The organism is Streptococcus infantis, from assembly GCF_047463175.1.
Classification (GTDB): Bacteria; Bacillota; Bacilli; order Lactobacillales; family Streptococcaceae; genus Streptococcus; species Streptococcus infantis_AC.
Genome location: NZ_JASHEJ010000003.1, coordinates 1 through 20,913, shown reverse-complemented (window position 1 = coordinate 20,913; position 20,913 = coordinate 1). Strand labels below are relative to the sequence as shown.

Annotated in this window: 22 protein-coding genes, 1 tRNA gene and 1 other annotated feature; all 23 genes read left to right on the top strand. The window is 37.6% G+C overall.

Annotated elements, in window-relative coordinates:
* The first annotated feature begins 1 nt into the window (after window position 1).
* The 23 genes from QM859_RS06345 to QM859_RS06235 all read left to right on the top strand — a co-directional run bounded on the left by QM859_RS06345 (window position 2) and on the right by QM859_RS06235 (window position 20,894).
* Entirely contained in the window at window positions 2–724 is a 723-nt protein-coding gene (locus QM859_RS06345) for a WecB/TagA/CpsF family glycosyltransferase (RefSeq protein ID WP_414262717.1), read from the top strand.
* The gene (locus QM859_RS06340; protein WP_414262481.1) at window positions 699–1,784 is read left to right on the top strand and encodes a glycosyltransferase family 4 protein; all 1,086 of its coding nucleotides are present in this window, start codon (window positions 699–701) and stop codon (window positions 1,782–1,784) included. The genes QM859_RS06345 and QM859_RS06340 overlap by 26 nt, the downstream gene beginning before the upstream one ends.
* Window positions 1,781–2,875, top strand: a complete 1,095-nt coding sequence (gene wecB, locus QM859_RS06335; protein ID WP_414262480.1) for a non-hydrolyzing UDP-N-acetylglucosamine 2-epimerase — start codon at window positions 1,781–1,783, stop codon at window positions 2,873–2,875. The genes QM859_RS06340 and wecB overlap by 4 nt, the downstream gene beginning before the upstream one ends.
* Window positions 2,875–3,840 (top strand): glycosyltransferase family 2 protein, encoded by a 966-nt coding sequence (locus QM859_RS06330; protein ID WP_074324975.1) that lies wholly within the window; start codon window positions 2,875–2,877, stop codon window positions 3,838–3,840. The genes wecB and QM859_RS06330 overlap by 1 nt, the downstream gene beginning before the upstream one ends.
* Window positions 3,841–3,846: 6 nt before the next feature.
* Entirely contained in the window at window positions 3,847–5,262 is a 1,416-nt protein-coding gene (locus QM859_RS06325) for a flippase (RefSeq protein ID WP_414262479.1), read from the top strand.
* A 217-nt stretch (window positions 5,263–5,479) separates the two neighbouring features.
* Window positions 5,480–6,628 (top strand): polysaccharide polymerase, encoded by a 1,149-nt coding sequence (locus QM859_RS06320; RefSeq protein WP_414262478.1) that lies wholly within the window; start codon window positions 5,480–5,482, stop codon window positions 6,626–6,628.
* Between the two features lie 133 nt (window positions 6,629–6,761).
* The gene (gene glf, locus QM859_RS06315) at window positions 6,762–7,859 is read left to right on the top strand and encodes a UDP-galactopyranose mutase (protein WP_414262477.1); all 1,098 of its coding nucleotides are present in this window, start codon (window positions 6,762–6,764) and stop codon (window positions 7,857–7,859) included.
* A gap of 15 nt (window positions 7,860–7,874) precedes the next feature.
* Complete coding sequence (locus QM859_RS06310; RefSeq protein ID WP_414262476.1) at window positions 7,875–8,930, top strand: galactofuranosyltransferase; 1,056 nt, start codon at window positions 7,875–7,877, stop codon at window positions 8,928–8,930.
* A 394-nt stretch (window positions 8,931–9,324) separates the two neighbouring features.
* On the top strand, window positions 9,325–10,692 hold the full coding sequence (ftsA, locus tag QM859_RS06305; RefSeq protein WP_070679027.1) for a cell division protein FtsA: 1,368 nt from the start codon (window positions 9,325–9,327) through the stop codon (window positions 10,690–10,692).
* A gap of 16 nt (window positions 10,693–10,708) precedes the next feature.
* Window positions 10,709–11,962 carry a cell division protein FtsZ gene (gene ftsZ, locus QM859_RS06300; RefSeq protein ID WP_006149538.1) on the top strand — a complete coding sequence of 418 codons (1,254 nt, stop codon included), beginning with the start codon at window positions 10,709–10,711 and terminating at the stop codon, window positions 11,960–11,962.
* 5 nt (window positions 11,963–11,967) lie between these two features.
* A complete protein-coding gene (locus tag QM859_RS06295) occupies window positions 11,968–12,639 on the top strand; it encodes a YggS family pyridoxal phosphate-dependent enzyme (protein WP_414262475.1) in 672 nt (223 codons plus the stop codon).
* Between the two features lie 9 nt (window positions 12,640–12,648).
* The gene (locus QM859_RS06290; protein WP_006155243.1) at window positions 12,649–13,197 is read left to right on the top strand and encodes a cell division protein SepF; all 549 of its coding nucleotides are present in this window, start codon (window positions 12,649–12,651) and stop codon (window positions 13,195–13,197) included.
* Entirely contained in the window at window positions 13,197–13,457 is a 261-nt protein-coding gene (locus QM859_RS06285) for a YggT family protein (RefSeq protein ID WP_314944723.1), read from the top strand. The genes QM859_RS06290 and QM859_RS06285 overlap by 1 nt, the downstream gene beginning before the upstream one ends.
* Window positions 13,454–14,239: a YlmH family RNA-binding protein gene (locus QM859_RS06280; RefSeq protein WP_414262474.1), complete on the top strand. Its 786-nt coding sequence runs from the start codon at window positions 13,454–13,456 to the stop codon at window positions 14,237–14,239. Before QM859_RS06285 ends, QM859_RS06280 begins: the two co-directional genes overlap by 4 nt.
* Before the next feature lie 7 nt (window positions 14,240–14,246).
* Entirely contained in the window at window positions 14,247–14,501 is a 255-nt protein-coding gene (locus QM859_RS06275) for a DivIVA domain-containing protein (protein ID WP_006152946.1), read from the top strand.
* A gap of 16 nt (window positions 14,502–14,517) precedes the next feature.
* Complete coding sequence (locus QM859_RS06270) at window positions 14,518–15,324, top strand: DivIVA domain-containing protein (protein WP_414262473.1); 807 nt, start codon at window positions 14,518–14,520, stop codon at window positions 15,322–15,324.
* Window positions 15,322–15,533 (top strand) — a binding site (T-box leader). (Overlaps the previous gene by 3 nt.)
* Before the next feature lie 46 nt (window positions 15,534–15,579).
* The gene (gene ileS, locus QM859_RS06265; RefSeq protein ID WP_414262471.1) at window positions 15,580–18,372 is read left to right on the top strand and encodes an isoleucine--tRNA ligase; all 2,793 of its coding nucleotides are present in this window, start codon (window positions 15,580–15,582) and stop codon (window positions 18,370–18,372) included.
* Window positions 18,373–18,473: 101 nt separating this feature from the next.
* Window positions 18,474–18,842, top strand: coding sequence for a hypothetical protein (locus QM859_RS06260; protein WP_303407598.1), 369 nt, complete (start codon window positions 18,474–18,476; stop codon window positions 18,840–18,842).
* A 132-nt stretch (window positions 18,843–18,974) separates the two neighbouring features.
* Window positions 18,975–19,667, top strand: a complete 693-nt coding sequence (locus QM859_RS06255; RefSeq protein ID WP_000240128.1) for a phosphoglycerate mutase — start codon at window positions 18,975–18,977, stop codon at window positions 19,665–19,667.
* Window positions 19,668–19,787: 120 nt separating this feature from the next.
* Window positions 19,788–19,940 carry a 50S ribosomal protein L33 gene (gene rpmG / locus QM859_RS06250; RefSeq protein WP_414262470.1) on the top strand — a complete coding sequence of 51 codons (153 nt, stop codon included), beginning with the start codon at window positions 19,788–19,790 and terminating at the stop codon, window positions 19,938–19,940.
* Window positions 19,941–19,949: 9 nt separating this feature from the next.
* Window positions 19,950–20,126: a preprotein translocase subunit SecE gene (gene secE / locus QM859_RS06245; protein ID WP_004254104.1), complete on the top strand. Its 177-nt coding sequence runs from the start codon at window positions 19,950–19,952 to the stop codon at window positions 20,124–20,126.
* Window positions 20,127–20,175: 49 nt separating this feature from the next.
* The gene (nusG, locus tag QM859_RS06240) at window positions 20,176–20,712 is read left to right on the top strand and encodes a transcription termination/antitermination protein NusG (RefSeq protein ID WP_004254102.1); all 537 of its coding nucleotides are present in this window, start codon (window positions 20,176–20,178) and stop codon (window positions 20,710–20,712) included.
* Between the two features lie 110 nt (window positions 20,713–20,822).
* Window positions 20,823–20,894: transfer RNA gene (locus QM859_RS06235), tRNA-Glu, on the top strand.
* Window positions 20,895–20,913 lie beyond the last annotated feature (19 nt).

Below are 20,913 nucleotides of genomic sequence, written 5' to 3'. Positions count from 1 at the left end.
AATGGGGGTCAGAATTGACCCCTTAACAATGGACGAAACTGTCCAAGCTGTTGAAAAATTTGTTCTTGAGCAACGCCCACTCCATCTAATGGGGGTGAACGCAGACAAAATTAATCAATGTCAGACAGATGAATCGATTAAAAAGATAGTGAACGATTCTGAGATCATTAATGCAGATGGAGCTTCAGTTGTTCTAGCTTCTCGCTTTTTGGGTTATCAAGTTCCTGAGAGAGTTGCTGGGATTGATTTGATGCAAAAATTACTCCATTTAGCTAATGAAAAGTCTTATTCGGTTTATTTTTTTGGTGCCAAGGAAGAAGTTTTAATAGATATGTTGGAAATCTTTAAGAAAGATTATCCAAATTTACGAGTCCTTGGGCATCGTAATGGTTATTTTTCTGAAGAAGATGAATATGGCATTCAAGAAGATATTCGAGCAAAAAATCCGGATTTTGTTTTTGTCGGGATTACCTCTCCTAAGAAAGAATACATTATCCAAAAGTTCATGGATCATGGTGTAAATTCGGTATTTATGGGAGTTGGAGGTAGTTTTGACGTTTTATCTGGCCATATTAAACGAGCTCCTCTATGGATGCAAAATGCACATCTTGAGTGGTTGTTCCGCGTGGCAAATGAACCTAAACGCCTCTTTAAACGGTATTTCGTAGGAAATGTCACTTTTATTAAGCGAGTTTTAGATGAAAAACGGAAGTCGAAAAAATAATATTTTACATATTTCACGTACCATGGATATCGGTGGTGCAGAGCGTATTGTTTACCAGTTGAGCTCAGATTTGAAAGATGAGTTTGACAGTGTTCATGTCGCATCTACAGGTGGAATTTGGGAGAGCAATCTTGCTGCTAAAGGTATTCAACATCATAAAATTTTAGATATTGATAGTAAAAATCCACTGACAGTATTAAAGCTTCTATATTCTATTCACCAGATTATCAAAAACAATGAGATTACTATAGTCCACACTCATCACCGGATGGCTGCTTTTTATATCCGATTATTAAAGCTTTTTAATTCAAAATTAAAACACATTTATACAGCTCACAATGTCTTTAAGGATAAATTACCTCTATATAGATTTGCTTTAAAAAATGCTAAAAGTGTAGCAGTAGGAGAGGCGGTAAATAAAAACCTAAAAGAAGACGTAGGAATTACCGACAGCAGTGTTATCTATAATGGAGTTATCTTTAAAGAGACAGATAACAAGGTTGATGAAATTGTGAATTCCGACGGAATAAAGCTAGGGTGTATTGCAAGATTATCTGAACAGAAGGGCTTGATATATCTTATTGAAGCTATGTCTTTACTTACGGTAAAGGATATTCGATTGTTTATCGTTGGTGATGGTGAGCTTAGAAATGAACTTGAGAATAAGGTTAAAGAGCTACATCTTCAAGATTCAGTAACATTTTTAGGATATCGTAAGGATATCGTGGAATGTATCAACAGTTTTGATTTTTGTGTTTTGCCTTCAGTATTTGAAGGATTTGGCTTAGTTGCCATTGAGGCATTTATGAATAGCAAAACCTTAGTTGCCACGGATATACCGGGATTAAACGAAGTTGTTACAAATGAAAATGGAATCTTAGTCCCAGTAAAAGATCCGATTGCCCTAGCTGGTGCAATAGACAAATTAGCAACAGATGTAGCATTAAGAAATAGTCTAGCTTTACAAGCCAAAAAAACCTATGACGAAAAATTTAGTTATCCTATGTTTTTAGAAAATTATCGAGCGTTGTATAGAGAGATACAGGGAGAACCAAAATGAAAAAAGTAATGTTGGTTTTTGGGACACGTCCAGAAGCAATAAAAATGTGTCCATTAGTAAATGAGTTGAAGAAAAATGATTCAATTAAGACTATTGTCTGTGTAACTGGCCAACACAAAGAAATGCTTGAACAAGTTTTGGATGTTTTTGAAGTAGTTCCTGATTATGATTTAGGAATTATGAAAGCGAACCAAACTCTATTTACAATCACGACTAGTATTCTTGATAAGATTCAAACAGTTTTAGAGCAAGAAAAACCAGATATCGTTCTTGTTCACGGTGATACAACTACGACTTTTGCTACGGCTTTAGCTGCGTTTTATTTGGGTATCAAGGTTGGGCATGTAGAAGCAGGTTTGCGAACTTATAATCTTCAAAGTCCGTTTCCTGAAGAGTTCAACCGCCAAACCACTTCCATTATTGCAGATTATAATTTCGCCCCGACAGAAGTTGCAAAGGAGAATCTTCTAAAAGAGGGAAGAGAAAATATCTTTGTAACAGGGAATACTGTTATTGATGCCTTAAAGACAACTGTTCAGGATGATTACAACCACCCAATTTTAGAGTGGGCTAAGGACAGTAAGTTAATTATGCTGACAGCTCACAGACGTGAAAATCTTGGGCAACCAATGGAGCATATGTTTAATGCCGTTAACCGTATTTTAAATGAATTTGAAGATGTTAAGGTTGTTTACCCAATTCATAAAAACCCTAAGGTTCGAGAGTTGGCAAGTAAAGTATTTGGCGATAATGAACGTATGAAAATTATTGAACCTTTAGAGGTCATTGATTTCCATAATTTTATGAATCAAAGCTACATGATTTTAACAGATTCTGGTGGAGTTCAAGAAGAAGCTCCATCCTTAGGGAAACCAGTTTTAGTCATGCGTGATACCACAGAACGTCCCGAAGGGATTGCGGCAGGAACTTTGAAATTGGTAGGAACAGAAGAAGAAAATATTTATAGGAATTTTAAGCTTCTTTTGGAAAATGAAGAGGAATACAACAAGATGAGTAAGGCAAGCAATCCTTATGGGAATGGAACAGCTTGTCAACAGATTGTAGAAGTTATCATGAAGGGATTAGTATAATGGGGAAAGTTTCGATTGTTGTTCCAGTATACAACGTTGAAGATTATTTGAAATATTGTGTTGATAGCTTAATTAATCAATCGTACAAGGATATTGAGATTATTTTGGTAGATGATGGCTCTACTGATGATTCTGGAAAAATATGTGATAAGTATGCCCAAGAAGATGACCGTATTAGAGTCTTGCATATTGAGAATGGAGGCCTTTCTAATGCTCGAAATACGGGTGTAAAGTTTGCTTCTGCTGAGTGGATAATTTTCATTGATTCTGATGATTACTATGATCGTAGAACTGTTGAGTATTTAGTGCAACTTCAAAAGAAGTATGATGTTGATCTTGTTGCAACTTCCGTCATCGAAGTTAGGGACTTCCAAAGTGAGGATTTTTTAGGTTCATTAACTAACATAGATTCTTTGAAATTAGATCGCTATACAGCTTTGAAGGAGATGTTTTATGGAAATATAGTTGGAACTCATCCAGGGGGAAAACTATACAAAAAAGAAATTTTGATGAAGTTTCCTTTTCCAGAGGGTATGATCTATGAAGATTTGGCTGTCTCTTTTGAGCATATCGGAGCATGCAATGAAATTGCCGTAGGATGCATCAATTTATACAAATATTATAGAAGACCTGGAAGTATTGTCAATTCTTCTTATAGTGATAAATTTTTAGACTTCTATAAGGCTATAGAGATGAATAGAGAATTTGTTCAGAGAGATTATCCTAATGATAAGGAAATGAAGAAAGCACTTACTGTACGTTATGTCTTTAAGGGGTTACATGTAGTACATGCTATGCTTAGTTCAAAGATGTATTCGGATGTCAATAAAATCAGAAAAGAATACACTAGTTACTTCAACGATATTATTCCTAATCCAAATATAACAGGGAAAAATAAATTGAAGTACGTGATGCTCTTGGTTTCACCAAAAATGTATGAAAAAATCAGAGAGAAGATGGGTTAGGTAAGAATGAAGGTTTTAAAAAATTATGCATATAATCTTTCTTACCAGCTTTTAGTGATAATTCTTCCTATTATAACAACACCTTATGTAACTAGGGTATTTAGTTCAACTGATTTAGGTACTTATGGTTATTTCAATTCAATTGTAACCTACTTTATTTTATTGGCGACATTGGGCGTGGCCAATTATGGTACAAAAGAAATTTCAGGCCATCGTAAAGATATCAGAAAAAACTTTTGGGGAATATACACCTTGCAGTTTGGTGCGACCATTCTGTCGATATGCTTATACATTCTCTTATGTCTGTCCTTGTCATTTATGCAAAATCCCGTTGCATATATTTTGGGCTTGAGTCTGGTATCTAAAGGGATGGATATCTCCTGGTTATTTCAAGGGTTAGAGGATTTTCGCAAGATAACAGTTAGAAATATTACTGTTAAACTGGTCGGTGTCATTTCAATCTTCTTATTTGTAAAATCAGCAAATGATTTATATCTTTATGTGTTTTTGCTAACAATATTTGAATTATTGGGGCAGTTTAGTATGTGGTTGCCAGCTAGAGAATTTATCGGGAAACCACATTTTGATTGGTCCTATGCTAAACAACACTTGAAACCAGTTGTTCTCTTGTTTTTGCCGCAAATAGCTATTTCGCTATATGTTACTTTGGATCGTACTATGCTAGGGGCATTAGCCTCAACTAAAGACGTCGGAATTTATGACCAAGCCTTAAAATTGGTCAATATTTTGCTTACACTAGTGACTTCGTTAGGAAGCGTAATGCTTCCTCATGTTGCCAATCTCCTATCAACTGGAGATCACAAAGCTGTAAACAAAATGCATCAGATGTCTTTCTTAATATACAATTTAGTCATTTTTCCTATAATAGCAGGAATGTTAATTGTTAATGATGATTTCGTGCAATTTTTCTTAGGACAGGATTTCCAAGATGCTAAATATGCGATAGCAATTATGATTTTTAGAATGTTCTTTATTGGCTGGACAAATATTATGGGTATTCAAATCTTGATTCCACATAATAAAAATAAAGAATTTATGATTTCGACTACTATTCCAGCTGTTTTGAGTGTCGGTTTAAATTTATTATTACTACCTAAATTAGGTTATATCGGAGCAGCCATTGTTTCTGTATTAACAGAAGCCTTAGTATGGGCTATTCAACTGTATTTTACAAGAAACTATTTAAAGGAAGTGCCTCTTCTAGCTTCGACAGTTAAAATTATAGGAGCATCAGCTCTTATGTACGGTGTACTATTCGTTGTAAAAACTACAGTGAATTTTACGCCTGTTATAAATGTTATGGTATTTGCTACAATAGGAGCGATACTTTACATTTTTCAAATACTATTCTTAAAAGTAATTAGTCCAAAAGAGTTGAAACAGCAGTTATTGAATAAGTGAAATTGAATGGAATAAATAGAAATTTCAGTAGCTTATAGTCTTATTGTAAAATGAACTCTTGTATAGATTAAATTCGCTTTGGTTGATAAAATAGTTAGGAAAGGGAGGATAGAAGAGTATAAGTGAACTAGAAGATTAAAGAAATATTATTTTTTCTCATTCAATTCCATATTTCTTTTTCTTATCATTCACTCTGTATGATTCTTTTTCAAAAAATATGATAAAAATTAAATTTGAAAACCTACTAGTCAGCATTGTTGTATCTGTAGTGGTATTTTTTAATACCATATCAACTACGATGCTGGATAGGACTTTTTTTCAAGTCAAAGTAAATTTCCTATTTTTGATTGTATTGCTTTTAGGGCTTCGTTTTTTGTATAAAATGCGGGTCTCATACAAATATCTAATACTTTCTATTCTATTGTTGCTTTCGGGGGTTTTAGTGTATTTTCAAACGAACAGACTTAATTTTCTAGTCTATTCGATGCTACTAGTCCTCTTGGTTAATGTAGATATGAAAGTAGTTTTGAGGAACTATGTAGTTGTAGCTGGTATTCTCGTAGTTGGTGTTTTTCTTTTATCGCTGGTTGGCATGGTTCCTAACCTGCAATATAATCGTGCGGGAGTTATTCGAAATTCGTTTGGGTTTATTTATCCTACGGATTTTGCATCACATTGCTTCTATCTATTTTTAGCAATTTCTTATCTTTTAAAAGATAAATTTATATGGACCAGATCTCTGTTTGGTGTCTTGCTATCAGCTTTTATTATAAAATACTGCGATGCACGTTTAAATGCTTTGTCAATTTTGTTAGCGACAGTTATTTTCATTTATTTTTATTACAGCAATGGGAAAAAACTAAAAATATTTGCCTTGTTGCCTTATTCGGCTGTTGTATTTGCATCAACTGTTACCTATTTGTCATACAAGTTTTCTTGGTCTAATCCATTTTTGGTATCGATAAACAAATTAATCACGGGAAGGCTAGCTCTAGGTAGGAATGCATTTGATACATTTGGAGTCCATCTATTTGGGACGAGAAACGTTCAATTTATAGGATCAGGTGGAAAAACAGAATCTGTAATAGGGTATAACTATGTAGACTCCTCTTATGTGCAGATGTTATTTACATATGGAATAGTGCCTGTAGTTCTATTGATAATAATTTATGTTATCGCCTCAAGGAAACAGTATAAGGATGGTCAATATTTATTAGTTGTGATTTTATCATTGATTGCTTTTAACTGTATGATTGAAGCCTTCTGGTTTGTTCCTACGTATAATATATTCATGTTTGTACTATTTACAACAAATACTTTTAGCAAAAAAGAATCGAATAATATTATTGCATTAAATGCGGCCTAGCTATAGTACTAGATTTCAGGAGGAGCTAATAGATGATAGGAGTCCTTTCTAGGAAAGAAAAAATAACGTTTGCTGGCCTAGAGTCGGCATTAATAAGACATTGTAGAGTTCATTAACGGAGTTTTAATTTAATATGTATGACTATTTAATTGTAGGTGCAGGTTTGTCTGGAGCAATCTTTGCACACGAAGCTACAAAACGTGGCAAAAAAGTAAAAGTGATTGACAAACGTGATCACATTGGTGGGAATATCTATTGTGAAGAGGTTGAAGGTATCAATGTTCACAAGTATGGTGCCCACATTTTCCATACTTCAAACAAAAAAGTATGGGACTATGTCAACCAGTTCGCTGAATTTAACAACTATATCAATTCACCAGTAGCTAACTACAAGGGCAGTCTTTACAACCTTCCTTTTAACATGAATACATTTTATGCTATGTGGGGAACCAAGACTCCACAAGAAGTCAAGGACAAGATTGCGGAGCAAACGGCTGATATGAAGAATGTTGAGCCAAAGAACTTGGAAGAACAAGCCATCAAGTTGATTGGTCCAGATATCTATGAAAAATTGATCAAGGGATACACTGAAAAACAATGGGGACGTTCTGCGACAGGCCTTCCGCCCTTCATTATCAAGCGTCTTCCAGTGCGTTTGACCTTTAATAATAACTACTTTAATGACCGTTACCAAGGAATTCCGATCGGTGGCTATAACGTCATCATCGAAAACATGCTGGGCGATGTAGAAGTAGAACTTGGGGTTGACTTTTTTGCCAATCGTGAAGAGTTGGAAAAATCAGCTGATAAAGTTGTCTTTACAGGAATGATTGACCAGTACTTTGACTATAAGCACGGGGAGTTGGAATACCGCAGCCTTCGGTTCGAACACGAAGTTTTGGATGAGGAAAATCATCAGGGTAATGCCGTGGTCAACTACACAGAGCGTGAGATTCCTTATACTCGTATTATTGAGCATAAGCACTTCGAGTATGGTACTCAACCGAAGACGGTTATCACTCGTGAGTACCCTGCTGATTGGAAACGTGGGGATGAACCATATTATCCGATCAACGATGAAAAGAACAACGCTATGTTTGCTAAGTATCAAGAAGAAGCAGCCAAAAATGATAAGGTCATCTTCTGTGGCCGTCTAGCAGATTATAAATACTACGACATGCATGTGGTCATTGAGCGTGCCTTAGAAGTCGTAGCAAATGAGTTTGACTGAAAGAAACAATAATCTATGAAATACTACTTAAAAGAAGAATTCCTGCATGATGTCAACGCAAAGAATGCGGGAAATAAAGCGCGCAATGACGTAGAAAGTATTGTGAAAGAAGAAGGCTATCACCCTTTGGTCTTGTCCGTCGTCAATTGGTATCAAATGAGTACCCTTGCGGCTCAACGCCATAAGGCAAAGGCTTTTGGACAAGCCTTGGATCAACTAAAGCAAGGAGATGAGTTGTTGATCCAGTTTCCAATGCTTCACCATAGCTTTTTTTCCACCCATTTGGTCAAAAAAGTGCAAAAAAGAGGGATTAAAGTCTATCTTTTGATTCATGACCTAGAAGTCCTCCGCCATGCCAACATGACCTCACTTCCTTTAAAACACAGAATTCGGATGTACCTTCAAGAAGCAAGTTTTCTCAAAACAGCTGATGGTATTATCGCCCATAATCCAATTATGAAGTCTGTTTTGGTGGATAAAGGAATTGTGGCAGATAAGATTGTCAGCCTTGGCATTTTCGACTATCTGATTCCAGATTTCCAAGAGAAGAGCGGTCAAACAAAAGACCAGCCGATGATTGTGGCAGGTAATTTGGCCCAGGAAAAAGCCGGTTATCTTTATACTCTTCCAGAAGCGCCAGTCTATAACCTCTATGGTGTAGGTTTTGATGAGAGTAGAGCTTTAGAGAATGAAACTTACTTTGGTTCTTTCTTGCCTGACGAGCTTCCTGTAGCCCTTGAGGGTGGATTTGGACTCGTATGGGATGGGGATAGTGCTGAAACCTGTAGTGGTGTGTTCGGAGAGTACCTCCGTTATAACAATTCTCACAAGGCATCCCTTTATTTGGCATCTGGGTTCCCACTTGTAGTGTGGAAACAGTCTGCCTTGTCACGTTTTGTGCTTGAGAATGACTGTGGGATTGCAGTAGAATCGCTTCATGATTTGAAAAACACGATCGAAAATCTATCAGATGCAGATTATCAAGAATTGGTTGCAAATGCAAAAAGAATTGGTAAAAAAATACGAGATGGTTTTTATCTAACCAGTGCTCTTAAACAATTAACAAAATAAGAAGTCTATTTGGACTTCTTTTTTTGTTACAACTAATCATTTGTGTATAAAAATTAGACCAGCAGAGAACGATTTTTTAGGGGAAAATTAAGTATCTAATCTTAACGCAAAATTGAAATGAACTTGGCATAAAAATACTTGAAAAAATACAATAAATTACACCGCATTTTTCAGTTTTTCTGACATTTTTACACTGTTTTTCATAGTAAAAATAAAAAAGAGGGACTTGTAATGGAATATTAAAATAAATTTAATGAAAAACCTTCGATAAAATCACAAAAAATTAGGCACGAATCGGATTTTTGTGATATAATATTCTGTGAATAGCTATGCCTTCTTGTAGCTATTAAAAAATCAAAGTGTGAAACTTGGAAGATAGAGAGGACGCAATGTAATGACTAGAAATGGTTTCTTTACAGGCTTAGATATTGGAACAAGCTCAATTAAAGTGTTAGTTGCTGAGCTTGTAGATGGTGAAGTAAATGTAATCGGTGTTAGTAACGCCAAAAGTAAAGGTGTCAAAGATGGGATTATCGTTGACATCGAAGCAGCAGCAACGGCTATTAAATCTGCTATTTCTCAAGCAGAAGAAAAAGCAGGAATTTCAATCAAATCAGTAAACGTTGGACTTCCAGCAAACTTATTGCAAGTGGAACCAACTCAAGGAATGATTCCTGTAACATCAGATACAAAAGAAATTACAGATCAAGATGTTGAGAATGTTGTCAAATCCGCTTTGACTAAGAGCATGACACCTGATCGTGAAGTGATTACGTTTGTGCCAGAAGAATTTGTAGTAGACGGTTTCCAAGGTATTCGTGACCCACGTGGTATGATGGGTGTTCGTTTGGAAATGCGTGGGCTTCTCTATACAGGTCCAAGAACCATTCTTCACAACCTTCGTAAAACTGTAGAACGTGTTGGAGTTCAAGTTGATAATGTGATTATTTCACCACTTGCAATTGTAAACTCTGTTCTTAACGAAGGTGAACGTGAGTTTGGAGCGACTGTTATTGATATGGGTGGTGGCCAAACAAGTGTTGCTACTATCCGTAATCAAGAACTTCAATACACAAATGTTTACCAAGAAGGTGGCGATTACGTCACTAAAGACATTTCAAAAGTTCTTAAAACTTCTAAAAAGATTGCAGAAGGTTTGAAACTTAACTACGGTGAAGCTTATCCGCAACTTGCAAGCAAAGAAACTTTCCAAGTTGAAGTGATTGGTGAAGTAGAACCTGTTGAAGTTACAGAAGAATACTTGGCTCAAATTATTTCAGCTAGATTGAAACACATCTTTGAACAAATCAAACAAGATTTGGAAAGAAGACATTTGTTGGACTTGCCGGGAGGTATTGCTCTGATCGGTGGAAATGCTATTCTACCAGGTATCGTTGAGCTTGCACAAGAAGTACTTGGAGTTCGTGTGAAACTTTATGTTCCAAACCAAGTAGGTATCCGCAATCCTGCATTTGCTCATGTGATTAGTTTGTCAGAATTTGCTGGAAGTCTTACAGAAGTGAATGTTTTGGCTCAAAGAGCTATCAGAGGAGATCAAGTTCTACGTCAACAACCAATTGATTTCAGAACTTCAAGTCAGGAAAAACCTGCAGCTTCTCAACGTTCAGTGTTTGGTACAACTTCAACTGAATCAGCAGAACCAACTTATACTGCTGAATCAGCAACTCCAAATCAATCAGAAGAAAAACCAAAATTGACTGACCGATTCCGTAGCTTAATCGGAAGCATGTTTGATGAATAGGATAGAGGAATAAAATATGACATTTTCATTTGATACAGCAGCAGCACAAGGTGCAGTAATTAAAGTAATTGGTGTCGGTGGTGGCGGTGGAAACGCCATTAACCGCATGGTTGACGAAGGTGTTTCAGGTGTTGAGTTCATTGCAGCCAACACAGATGTACAAGCCTTGAGCAGTACAAAAGCTGAAACAGTTATCCAACTTGGTCCAAAATTAACTCGCGGACTTGGTGCTGGAGGACAGCCTGAAGTTGGTCGTAAGGCTGCTGAAGAAAGCGAAGAAGCAATTACTGAAGCTATCAGTGGTGCAGATATGGTCTTCATCACTGCTGGTATGGGTGGTGGTTCTGGTACAGGTGCTGCACCAGTTATCGCTCGTATCGCTAAAGGTTTAGGTGCTTTGACTGTCGGTGTTGTGACACGTCCATTCGGTTTCGAAGGAAGCAAACGTGGTCAATTCGCAGTCCAAGGGATCAACGAACTTCGTGAACATGTTGATACTCTCTTGATTATCTCAAACAACAACTTATTAGAAATTGTTGACAAGAAAACTCCACTTCTTGAAGCTTTGTCTGAAGCAGATAACGTTCTTCGTCAGGGTGTTCAAGGGATTACAGATTTGATTACAAATCCTGGTTTAATCAACTTGGACTTCGCAGACGTGAAGACAGTAATGGCAAACAAAGGAAATGCCCTTATGGGTATCGGTATCGGTAGCGGAGAAGAGCGTGTTATCGAAGCGGCTCGTAAAGCTATCTACTCACCACTTCTTGAAACAACTATTGATGGAGCAGAAGATGTTATCGTTAACGTAACTGGTGGTTTGGATATGACTTTGATTGAAGCAGAAGAAGCTTCTGAAATCGTCAATCAAGCTGCTGGACATGGCGTAAATATCTGGCTCGGTACTTCTATTGATGAATCAATGAAAGATGAAATCCGTGTAACTGTTGTTGCAACTGGAGTTCGTCAAGATGCAGTCGAAAAAGTTGTAGCGCCACAACCAAGACAAGCGTCATTCCGTGAACCAGTAAAATCTGGACATACACACACTTATGACCGTCATTTTGATTTGGCAGAAACAGCTGAACTTCCAACTCCTTCACAACGTCACACTGAAGCGCCTAAAGCATCAGCTTTTGGTGACTGGGACTTGAGACGTGATTCAATTGTTCGTCAAGGTGAATCAGTCGTATCTCCAGTTGAACGTTTCGAAGCACCAGCTTCTGACGAAGATGAGTTGGAAACACCACCATTCTTTAAAAACCGTTAATAGAGATGGATTTAAAAGAAAATACAAATCAGGTATTTCAACAGGTTACAAAAGCAATTCAAGAAACCGGCCGTGAAGACGGTTCGGTTTCTGTAATTGCCGTAACAAAATATGTTGATATTGCAACTGCAGCAAATTTGATTGACCAAGGAGTCAAACACATTGGTGAAAACCGTGTCGACAAATTTCTTGAAAAGTATCATGCTTTAAGTGATAAAGATGTCACTTGGCACTTGATTGGTAGCTTACAAAGTAGAAAAGTCAAGGATATCATTCCTTATGTTGATTATTTTCACGCTTTAGATTCTTTGAAATTGGCCCAAGAGATTCAAAAACGTGCCGATCGAACCGTTAAATGTTTTTTGCAGGTCAATATTTCTGGAGAGGAAAGCAAGCATGGTTTCTCAAAAGAGGAACTATTGACAGTCTTGCCAGACTTGTCTAGCTTGGATCAAATCGAGTATGTTGGTCTCATGACCATGGCTCCCTTTGAGGCCCAAACAGAAGAGTTGCAAAAAATCTTTAAAGAAACGCAAGAGTTGCAACAATACATCCGTGAACAACAATTCCCCAATATGCCAATGACAGAACTAAGTATGGGAATGAGTCGTGACTACAAAGAAGCGATTCAATGTGGATCAACTTTTGTTCGAATTGGTACAGCATTTTTTAAATAGGAAATAATCATGTCATTAAAAGATAAATTTGATAAATTTATAGATTACTTTACAGAAGATGGAGATGAAGTTGCTTCAGAAGTTGTAGCTGCACAACCTGAACGTTCACTAGCTTCGGTTCCTCAAAAAAGAGAATTGCCACAGCAGGCTGCTGCTCAAGAATCTTCTTCAGCCGAAGCAAAAGAGAAAAATATTACAAAACTTCATGCCCGTCAGCAACAACTAGCAATTGAAAGCCATCGCTCTACTGAAAAAGTAACCATCGATGTTCGTTACCCACGCCGTTACGAAGATGCAACAGATATTGTTGATTTGTTGGCTGGAAATGAAAGTATCTTGATTGACTTCCAATATATGACAGAAGTTCAAGCTCGTCGTTGTTTGGATTACTTGGATGGAGCACGTCATGTCCTTGCTGGTGAGTTAAGAAAAGTAGCGAACACAATGTATCTTTTGACACCAGTTGGTGTTGTGGTAAACATTGAAGATATTCGTTTACCTGAAGAAGCTCAAAGCGAAGAATACGACTTTGACATGAAGAGAAATAGAGTACGTTAATGTTTCTAATAATTCGTTTTATCCAAAATGCTACAGATATCTATTCACTGATACTTGTAGCTTTTGCTCTATTATCATGGTTTCCAAATGCCTATGACACACAGTTGGGGAAATTTTTAGAGACTCTGTGTAAACCAATTCTTGAACCTCTAAAACGTCTACCTCTTCAAATCGCAGGTTTGGATTTCTCTGTTTGGATTGCCCTAATTCTCTTACGCATGATTAGCCGCTATCTCATCAATTTGCTGGTCGTATTATGAGCAAGGAACTTTACCAACATTTCGCAACGGAGGATATTCCATTCATCGATAAGGGGTTGGAATGGTTGAGTCAAGTCGAGGAGCACTATGCACCGATTTTATCTCCTTTTATAAATCCTCACCAAGTATTTATCTTGGAAACTTTGGGAAATAATAGAGGGATAAAAGTCTTCTCTAGTACGAGTTATATCTCTTCGGAGTACGCTAGGGTTATTTTAGCACCCGATTACTTCACGCCAAGTTTGGAAGATTTTGAAATGACCTTGCTTGAGATCGTGTATCCCAGCAAGTTTCAGCAACTGACCCATTCAAAGATATTGGGTACAGTTCTCAATCGACTAGGTATTGACCGTAAGTTATTCGGAGACATTCTGGTGACAGAAGAGAAAGCCCAAATTATTGTCGATCGAAGATTTACCACTCTTTTCCAAGATGGAATTCAAAAGATTTCCAAGTTGCCTGTAAGTTTAGTAGAACGTCCTTTTTCAGATATGATAGAATCTAAAGACGAGTATCAAGAAAAAGAAGTCTTGGTTTCAAGTCTTCGTCTGGATGCCTTCTTATCTAGCATATTGAAATTATCTCGTTCCCAAACTTCGGCTCTGGTTGAAAAAAAGTTGGTTCAAGTCAACTATCATATAGTTGAAAAATCGGACTATCCGATAAAAATTGGTGATTTAATCAGCGTCAGACGCTTTGGTCGAATTATCTTACTCAAAGAAAACGGTCAAACCAAAAAGGATAAGAAAAAATTAACAGTCCAGCTACTATTAAGCAAGTGAGAAAAATATGTCAATTACACCACAAGAAATTAGTGATAAAGCTTTCTCAAGATCATTCAGAGGCTACAATCAGGAAGAAGTTGACCTATTTCTAGATAAGATTTATTTTGAATTAGAGGAATTAATCCGAAACAAAGAGGAAACTGAACTCTACATCAAAAAACTAGAAGAACGTCTTTCCGACTATACGACTGATATTCCTAAAAGAACAGTAACAAATGAGCAAGAACCAGAAGCAATTAATGATTCTATTTTTTATTAAATAAGTGAGGAAAAATATGCCAATTACATCGTTAGAAATTAAGGATAAAACCTTTGGTGTTCAGTTTAGAGGTTTTAACCGTGAAGAAGTTGATGAATTTTTAGATATTGTTGTTCGTGACTATGAAGACTTAGTTCGTAGTAATCATGAAAAAGATCAGCACATTAAAAATTTAGAAGACCGTCTATCTTATTTTGATGAAATCAAAGATTCATTGAGTCAGTCAGTATTGATTGCTCAAGACACAGCTGAACGTGTGAAACAAGCTGCGAATGACCGTTCTAATAACATCATTAAGCAGGCTGAGCAAGATGCTCAACGCTTGCTTGATGAAGCAAAATACAAAGCCAATGAAATTTTGCGACAAGCAACAGATAATGCTAAAAAAGTTGCTGTAGAAACTGAAGAGTTGAAGAACAAGAGTCGCGTCTTCCACCAACGTTTGAAATCAACTATCGAAAGCCAGTTGGCTATTGTTGATTCATCAGATTGGGAAGAAATTTTGCGTCCGACTGCAACTTATCTTCAAACTAGCGACGAAGCATTCAAGGAAGTCGTCCAAGAGGTTCTAGGTGAAGATGTATCTTCATATCATGATGAAGAACCAATTGACATGACTCGTCAATTTTCTCCAGAAGAAGTTGCAGAACTTCAAGCGCGTATTGAAGCTGCTAACAAAGAATTGTTAGAGGCTGAACAAGCTACTGAAGAGTCAACTGAAGTTGAAGTTCAGCCAGTTGCTGAAACTCCTGTTGAGCCAGCACATGAGGAAGGACCTCAAGATGATGCTGACACTCAACAAGAATCAGTTCTAATTTTATAAGAATCTCATTAGAGAACAAGAATTTATCAATCAAATTTCTAGCGAGTAGGAGATGGTGGAAGTCCTACAATCCCTGTTGGTAAGTTTATCCTCTCTTAGTATCAAATCTGAAAATAGTAAGATTTGACGTTGCCCACGTTACGGGAAAAGAGGGAAAGAGACTAGGTCTTTTTCCGAACAAAGGTGGTACCACGATTTTCGTCCTTTTTGCGAGTCGTGGTTTTTATATTGTCAATTTACATTAAAGGAGTAAACATGAAACTTAAAGAAACCCTCAATCTTGGGAAAACAGAATTTCCAATGCGTGCCGGTCTTCCGACCAAAGAGCCAGTTTGGCAAAAGGAATGGGATGAAGCTAAACTTTATCAACGTCGTCAAGAATTAAATGAAGGAAAACCGCATTTCACGCTTCATGATGGCCCTCCGTATGCCAACGGGAACATCCACGTAGGACATGCCATGAACAAGATTTCTAAAGATATCATTGTTCGTTCTAAGTCTATGTCAGGATTTTACGCACCATATATTCCAGGTTGGGACACTCATGGTCTGCCAATCGAGCAAGTTTTGGCAAAACAAGGCGTTAAACGCAAAGAAATGGACTTGGTTGAGTACTTGAAACTTTGCCGTGAATACGCTCTGTCTCAAGTAGATAAACAACGCGAAGACTTTAAACGTTTGGGTGTTTCTGGTGACTGGGCAAATCCATATGTAACCTTGACGCCGGACTATGAAGCAGCGCAAATCCGTGTCTTCGGTGAAATGGCTAATAAAGGCTATATCTACCGTGGAGCGAAGCCTGTTTACTGGTCATGGTCATCAGAGTCAGCCCTTGCTGAGGCGGAAATTGAATACCACGACTTGGTTTCAACATCCCTTTACTATGCCAACAAGGTAAAAGATGGTAAAGGTGTCCTTGATACAGATACTTTCATCGTCGTTTGGACAACAACTCCATTCACCATCACGGCTTCTCGTGGTTTGACTGTTGGTGCGGATATTGATTACGTCTTGGTGCAACCAGCTGGCGAAACTCGTAAGTTTGTGGTTGCTTCAGAATTGTTGAACAGTTTGTCTGAGAAATTTGGTTGGGCAGATGTTCAAGTTTTGGCTACTTACCGTGGTTCAGAATTGAACCAAATTGTGACAGAGCACCCATGGGATACAGCAGTAGATGAACTCGTTATACTTGGTGACCATGTTACAACTGATTCTGGTACTGGTATCGTCCATACAGCACCTGGTTTTGGTGAGGATGACTACAATGTCGGTGTTGTCAATGGGCTTGAAGTTGCTGTGACCGTTAACGAACGCGGGATCATGATGGCCAATGCTGGTGCAGAGTTCGAAGGTCAATTCTACGACAAGGTTGTGCCAACGGTTATTGAAAAACTTGGTGATTTACTTCTTGCTCAAGAAGAAATCTCCCACTCCTACCCATTTGACTGGCGTACAAAAAAACCAATCATCTGGCGTGCCGTGCCACAATGGTTTGCTTCTGTATCTAAATTCCGGCAAGAAATTTTGGACGAAATTGAAAAAGTCAAGTTCCATTCAGAATGGGGTAAAGTCCGTCTTTACAACATGATCCGTGATCGTGGTGACTGGGTTATCTCTCGTCAACGGGCTTGGGGTGTTCCACTTCCAATCTTCTACGCAGAAGATGGCACACCAATCATGACAGCTGAAACTATTGAGCATGTAGCTCAACTCTTTGAAGAGCACGGATCAATCGTTTGGTGGCAACGTGATGCCAAAGACCTCTTGCCAGAAGGATTTACACATCCAGGTTCACCAAATGGTGAGTTCAAGAAAGAAACGGACATCATGGACGTTTGGTTTGACTCAGGTTCATCATGGAATGGTGTCGTGGTTAATCGCCCTGAACTTAAATATCCAGCAGACCTTTACCTAGAAGGTTCTGATCAGTACCGTGGTTGGTTCAACTCATCTCTTATCACATCTGTCGCTAACCATGGCGTAGCACCTTACAAACAAATTTTGTCACAAGGTTTTGCCCTTGATGGTAAAGGTGAGAAGATGTCTAAATCTCTTGGAAATACGATTGCTCCAAGCGATGTTGAAAAACAATTTGGTGCAGAAATCTTGCGTCTCTGGGTAACCAGTGTAGACTCAAGTAACGACGTACGTATCTCTATGGATATCTTGAGCCAAGTCTCTGAAACGTACCGTAAGATCCGTAACACCCTTCGTTTCTTGATTGCCAATACATCTGACTTTAATCCAGCTGAGGATGCGGTAGCTTACGAAGAGCTTCGTTCTGTTGATAAGTACATGACCATCCGCTTTAACCAACTTGTTAAGACTATTCGTGACGCTTATGCAAACTTTGAATTCTTGACAATCTATAAAGCCCTAGTGAACTTTATCAATGTTGATTTGTCTGCTTTCTATCTTGACTTTGCCAAAGATGTTGTCTACATTGAAGGAGCTAAATCACTTGAACGCCGTCAAATGCAAACTGTCTTCTATGATATTTTGGTGAAAATCACTAAACTCTTGACGCCAATTCTTCCTCACACTGCAGAAGAAATCTGGTCATATCTCGAGTTTGAAACAGAAGACTTTGTTCAATTGTCAGAATTACCTGAAGCTCAAACATTTGCTAATCAAGAGGAAATCTTGGATACATGGGCAGCCTTCATGGACTTCCGTGGACAAGCTCAAAAAGCCTTGGAAGAAGCTCGTAATGAAAAAGTGATTGGTAAATCACTTGAAGCTCACTTGACAGTTTATCCAAATGAAGTGGTGAAAACTCTTCTTGGAGCTGTTGATAGCAATGTCGCTCAACTATTGATTGTTTCTGAGTTGACCATTGCAGAAGGTCCAGCTCCAGAAGATGCTGTTAACTTTGAAGATGTAGCCTTCACGGTTGAGCGTGCAGCTGGTGAAGTTTGTGATCGTTGCCGTCGTATCGATCCAAGTACAGCAGAACGTAGCTACCATGCAACTATCTGCGATCACTGTGCAAGCATCGTCGAAGAAAACTTTGCGGATGCAGTAGCAGAAGGATTTGAAGCTAAATAGTCTAACAAAAATACAGGAGAAATTCCTGTATTTTTTTTAAAAAATAAAACTTTAATAAAAATATGGTATAATATACCTTATTAAAATAAAAGGAGATATTTATGAAGACAAAAACACTAGCACAAGTAGATGGCTTTATTGGTATTATTGCAGGGGCAATTTTAGCTTTCTTACCAATTTTTATGGTATTTCTTGCAGCCATTTCTGAAGACGAAGATGCTGCAGGGCTAATTTTGGGAATTATTTTCGTTGTATTCTCTTTAGTGAAAATTGCAACCCTCATTCTTGGAATCCTCTCACTTGTCTACTATAAGGATGACAATCGTATTTCACTAGCACCATCGATTCTATTTATCGTTGGATCTGTAGTCGCCTTGATTCCTTTCCTTGGGTGGATTGGTGGAATTGTCCTTGTCATTGGTGGGGCTTTGTACCTAGCAAGCTTGAAACAATTTAGAATTGAAGAATAAATTATTTTTTAGGGGAGAGTCCAAGAGCTCTTCTCTTTTTCGTTGATTTTAACTAGCTTTTTTGTGAAAAATTGTGTAAAATAGAATAGATAAACGAGGGCAACCTCGAAAAATAAAAGGAGAATCCAACTAATGGTAAAATTGGTTTTCGCTCGCCACGGTGAGTCTGAATGGAACAAAGCTAACCTTTTCACAGGATGGGCTGACGTAGATCTTTCTGAAAAAGGTACTCAACAAGCTATCGATGCTGGTAAATTGATCAAAGAAGCTGGTATTGAATTTGACCAAGCTTACACTTCAGTATTGAAACGTGCAATCAAAACAACTAACCTTGCACTTGAAGCATCTGACCAACTTTGGGTTCCAGTTGAAAAATCATGGCGCTTGAACGAACGTCACTACGGTGGTTTGACTGGTAAAAACAAAGCAGAAGCTGCTGAGCAATTTGGTGATGAGCAAGTTCACATCTGGCGTCGTTCATACGATGTATTGCCTCCAGCAATGGATCGTGATGATGAGCACTCAGCACACACTGACCGTCGTTACGCTTCACTTGATGACTCAGTAATTCCAGATGCTGAAAACTTGAAAGTGACTTTGGAACGTGCTCTTCCATTCTGGGAAGATAAAATCGCTCCAGCACTTAAAGATGGTAAAAACGTATTCGTAGGTGCACATGGTAACTCAATCCGTGCCCTAGTAAAACACATCAAACAATTGTCAGACGACGAAATCATGGATGTGGAAATCCCTAACTTCCCACCATTGGTATTCGAATTTGACGAAAAATTGAACGTAGTTTCTGAATACTACCTTGGTAAATAATGTAAAATAGAGTCTAGGATTATTCCTAGGCTTTTTTATTTTGAAAATAGGAAAATGTAGAGTGTAATTTAACTTGTCAAAGACAAGGATTCTTGTTATAATAGATAGGATGGAGGCGCTATGGCACTTAAAAAAGCAAGTTTAGCCTGTGCGGTTTGTGGTTCAAGAAACTACTCAATTAAAATTAGTGGGAATCAAAAACCGACTCGCTTAGAAGTAAATAAATTTTGTAAACATTGTGGTAAATACACAACACATCGAGAAACGAGATAGGAGATAAGAATGGGTTTTATTAAGGATATCTTTACACTTCTTAAAGATACAACTTGGCCAACTCGAAAACAAAGTTGGGTAGATTTCAAATCTATCATGGAATATACTGCCTTCTTTGTTGTCATCATTTATATTTTTGACCAGTTAATCGTTAGCGGATTAATCCGATTCATTAACATTTTTTAAGATAGTATAAATAGGCTGAAAGAAGTTTACCATTAAGAAAGGAAAAAAGATGGATAGTTTTGATAAAGGATGGTTTGTCCTACAAACATATTCTGGTTATGAAAATAAAGTAAAAGAAAATCTCTTGCAACGTGCACAAACATACAATATGTTGGATAATATCCTACGTGTGGAAATTCCAACTCAAACTGTGCAAGTTGAAAAAAATGGGAAGAAAAAAGAAGTTGAAGAAAATCGCTTCCCAGGATATGTCCTTGTAGAAATGGTTATGACCGATGAAGCTTGGTTTGTAGTTCGTAATACACCAAACGTTACGGGATTTGTAGGCTCACACGGGAACAGATCCAAACCAACTCCACTTTTGGAACAAGAAATCAGAGATATCTTGGTATCAATGGGACAAACGGTTCAAGAATTCGATATCAATGTTGAAGTTGGTCAAACAGTTCGAATCATTGATGGTGCCTTTGCTGATTACACAGGAAAAATTACTGAAATTGATAATAACAAAGTGAAAATGATTATTTCAATGTTTGGTAATGATACAGTAGCAGAAGTAAACTTGAATCAAATTGCTGAATTGTAATCTCAGTAACTCACCTACTTGTGAATCTAGAATCCTGTCAACTAATTTTTAAAAAAACTAGTTGACAAGGCAGAAAAAGTAGGTATAATAGAAAGAGTTGAAAAAGCTCAGGTCCGTTGGTCAAGGGGTTAAGACACCGCCTTTTCACGGCGGTAACACGGGTTCGAATCCCGTACGGACTATGAGTGTATCGCGGTTGGT

Coding starts and splice junctions, on each gene's coding strand:
- QM859_RS06345 (WP_414262717.1), top strand. CDS start 2: ATGGGGGTCAGAATTGACCCCTTAACAATGGACGAAACTGTCCAAGCT.
- QM859_RS06340 (WP_414262481.1), top strand. CDS start 699: ATGAAAAACGGAAGTCGAAAAAATAATATTTTACATATTTCACGTACC.
- wecB (WP_414262480.1), top strand. CDS start 1,781: ATGAAAAAAGTAATGTTGGTTTTTGGGACACGTCCAGAAGCAATAAAA.
- QM859_RS06330 (WP_074324975.1), top strand. CDS start 2,875: ATGGGGAAAGTTTCGATTGTTGTTCCAGTATACAACGTTGAAGATTAT.
- QM859_RS06325 (WP_414262479.1), top strand. CDS start 3,847: ATGAAGGTTTTAAAAAATTATGCATATAATCTTTCTTACCAGCTTTTA.
- QM859_RS06320 (WP_414262478.1), top strand. CDS start 5,480: ATGATAAAAATTAAATTTGAAAACCTACTAGTCAGCATTGTTGTATCT.
- glf (WP_414262477.1), top strand. CDS start 6,762: ATGTATGACTATTTAATTGTAGGTGCAGGTTTGTCTGGAGCAATCTTT.
- QM859_RS06310 (WP_414262476.1), top strand. CDS start 7,875: ATGAAATACTACTTAAAAGAAGAATTCCTGCATGATGTCAACGCAAAG.
- ftsA (WP_070679027.1), top strand. CDS start 9,325: ATGACTAGAAATGGTTTCTTTACAGGCTTAGATATTGGAACAAGCTCA.
- ftsZ (WP_006149538.1), top strand. CDS start 10,709: ATGACATTTTCATTTGATACAGCAGCAGCACAAGGTGCAGTAATTAAA.
- QM859_RS06295 (WP_414262475.1), top strand. CDS start 11,968: ATGGATTTAAAAGAAAATACAAATCAGGTATTTCAACAGGTTACAAAA.
- QM859_RS06290 (WP_006155243.1), top strand. CDS start 12,649: ATGTCATTAAAAGATAAATTTGATAAATTTATAGATTACTTTACAGAA.
- QM859_RS06285 (WP_314944723.1), top strand. CDS start 13,197: ATGTTTCTAATAATTCGTTTTATCCAAAATGCTACAGATATCTATTCA.
- QM859_RS06280 (WP_414262474.1), top strand. CDS start 13,454: ATGAGCAAGGAACTTTACCAACATTTCGCAACGGAGGATATTCCATTC.
- QM859_RS06275 (WP_006152946.1), top strand. CDS start 14,247: ATGTCAATTACACCACAAGAAATTAGTGATAAAGCTTTCTCAAGATCA.
- QM859_RS06270 (WP_414262473.1), top strand. CDS start 14,518: ATGCCAATTACATCGTTAGAAATTAAGGATAAAACCTTTGGTGTTCAG.
- ileS (WP_414262471.1), top strand. CDS start 15,580: ATGAAACTTAAAGAAACCCTCAATCTTGGGAAAACAGAATTTCCAATG.
- QM859_RS06260 (WP_303407598.1), top strand. CDS start 18,474: ATGAAGACAAAAACACTAGCACAAGTAGATGGCTTTATTGGTATTATT.
- QM859_RS06255 (WP_000240128.1), top strand. CDS start 18,975: ATGGTAAAATTGGTTTTCGCTCGCCACGGTGAGTCTGAATGGAACAAA.
- rpmG (WP_414262470.1), top strand. CDS start 19,788: ATGGCACTTAAAAAAGCAAGTTTAGCCTGTGCGGTTTGTGGTTCAAGA.
- secE (WP_004254104.1), top strand. CDS start 19,950: ATGGGTTTTATTAAGGATATCTTTACACTTCTTAAAGATACAACTTGG.
- nusG (WP_004254102.1), top strand. CDS start 20,176: ATGGATAGTTTTGATAAAGGATGGTTTGTCCTACAAACATATTCTGGT.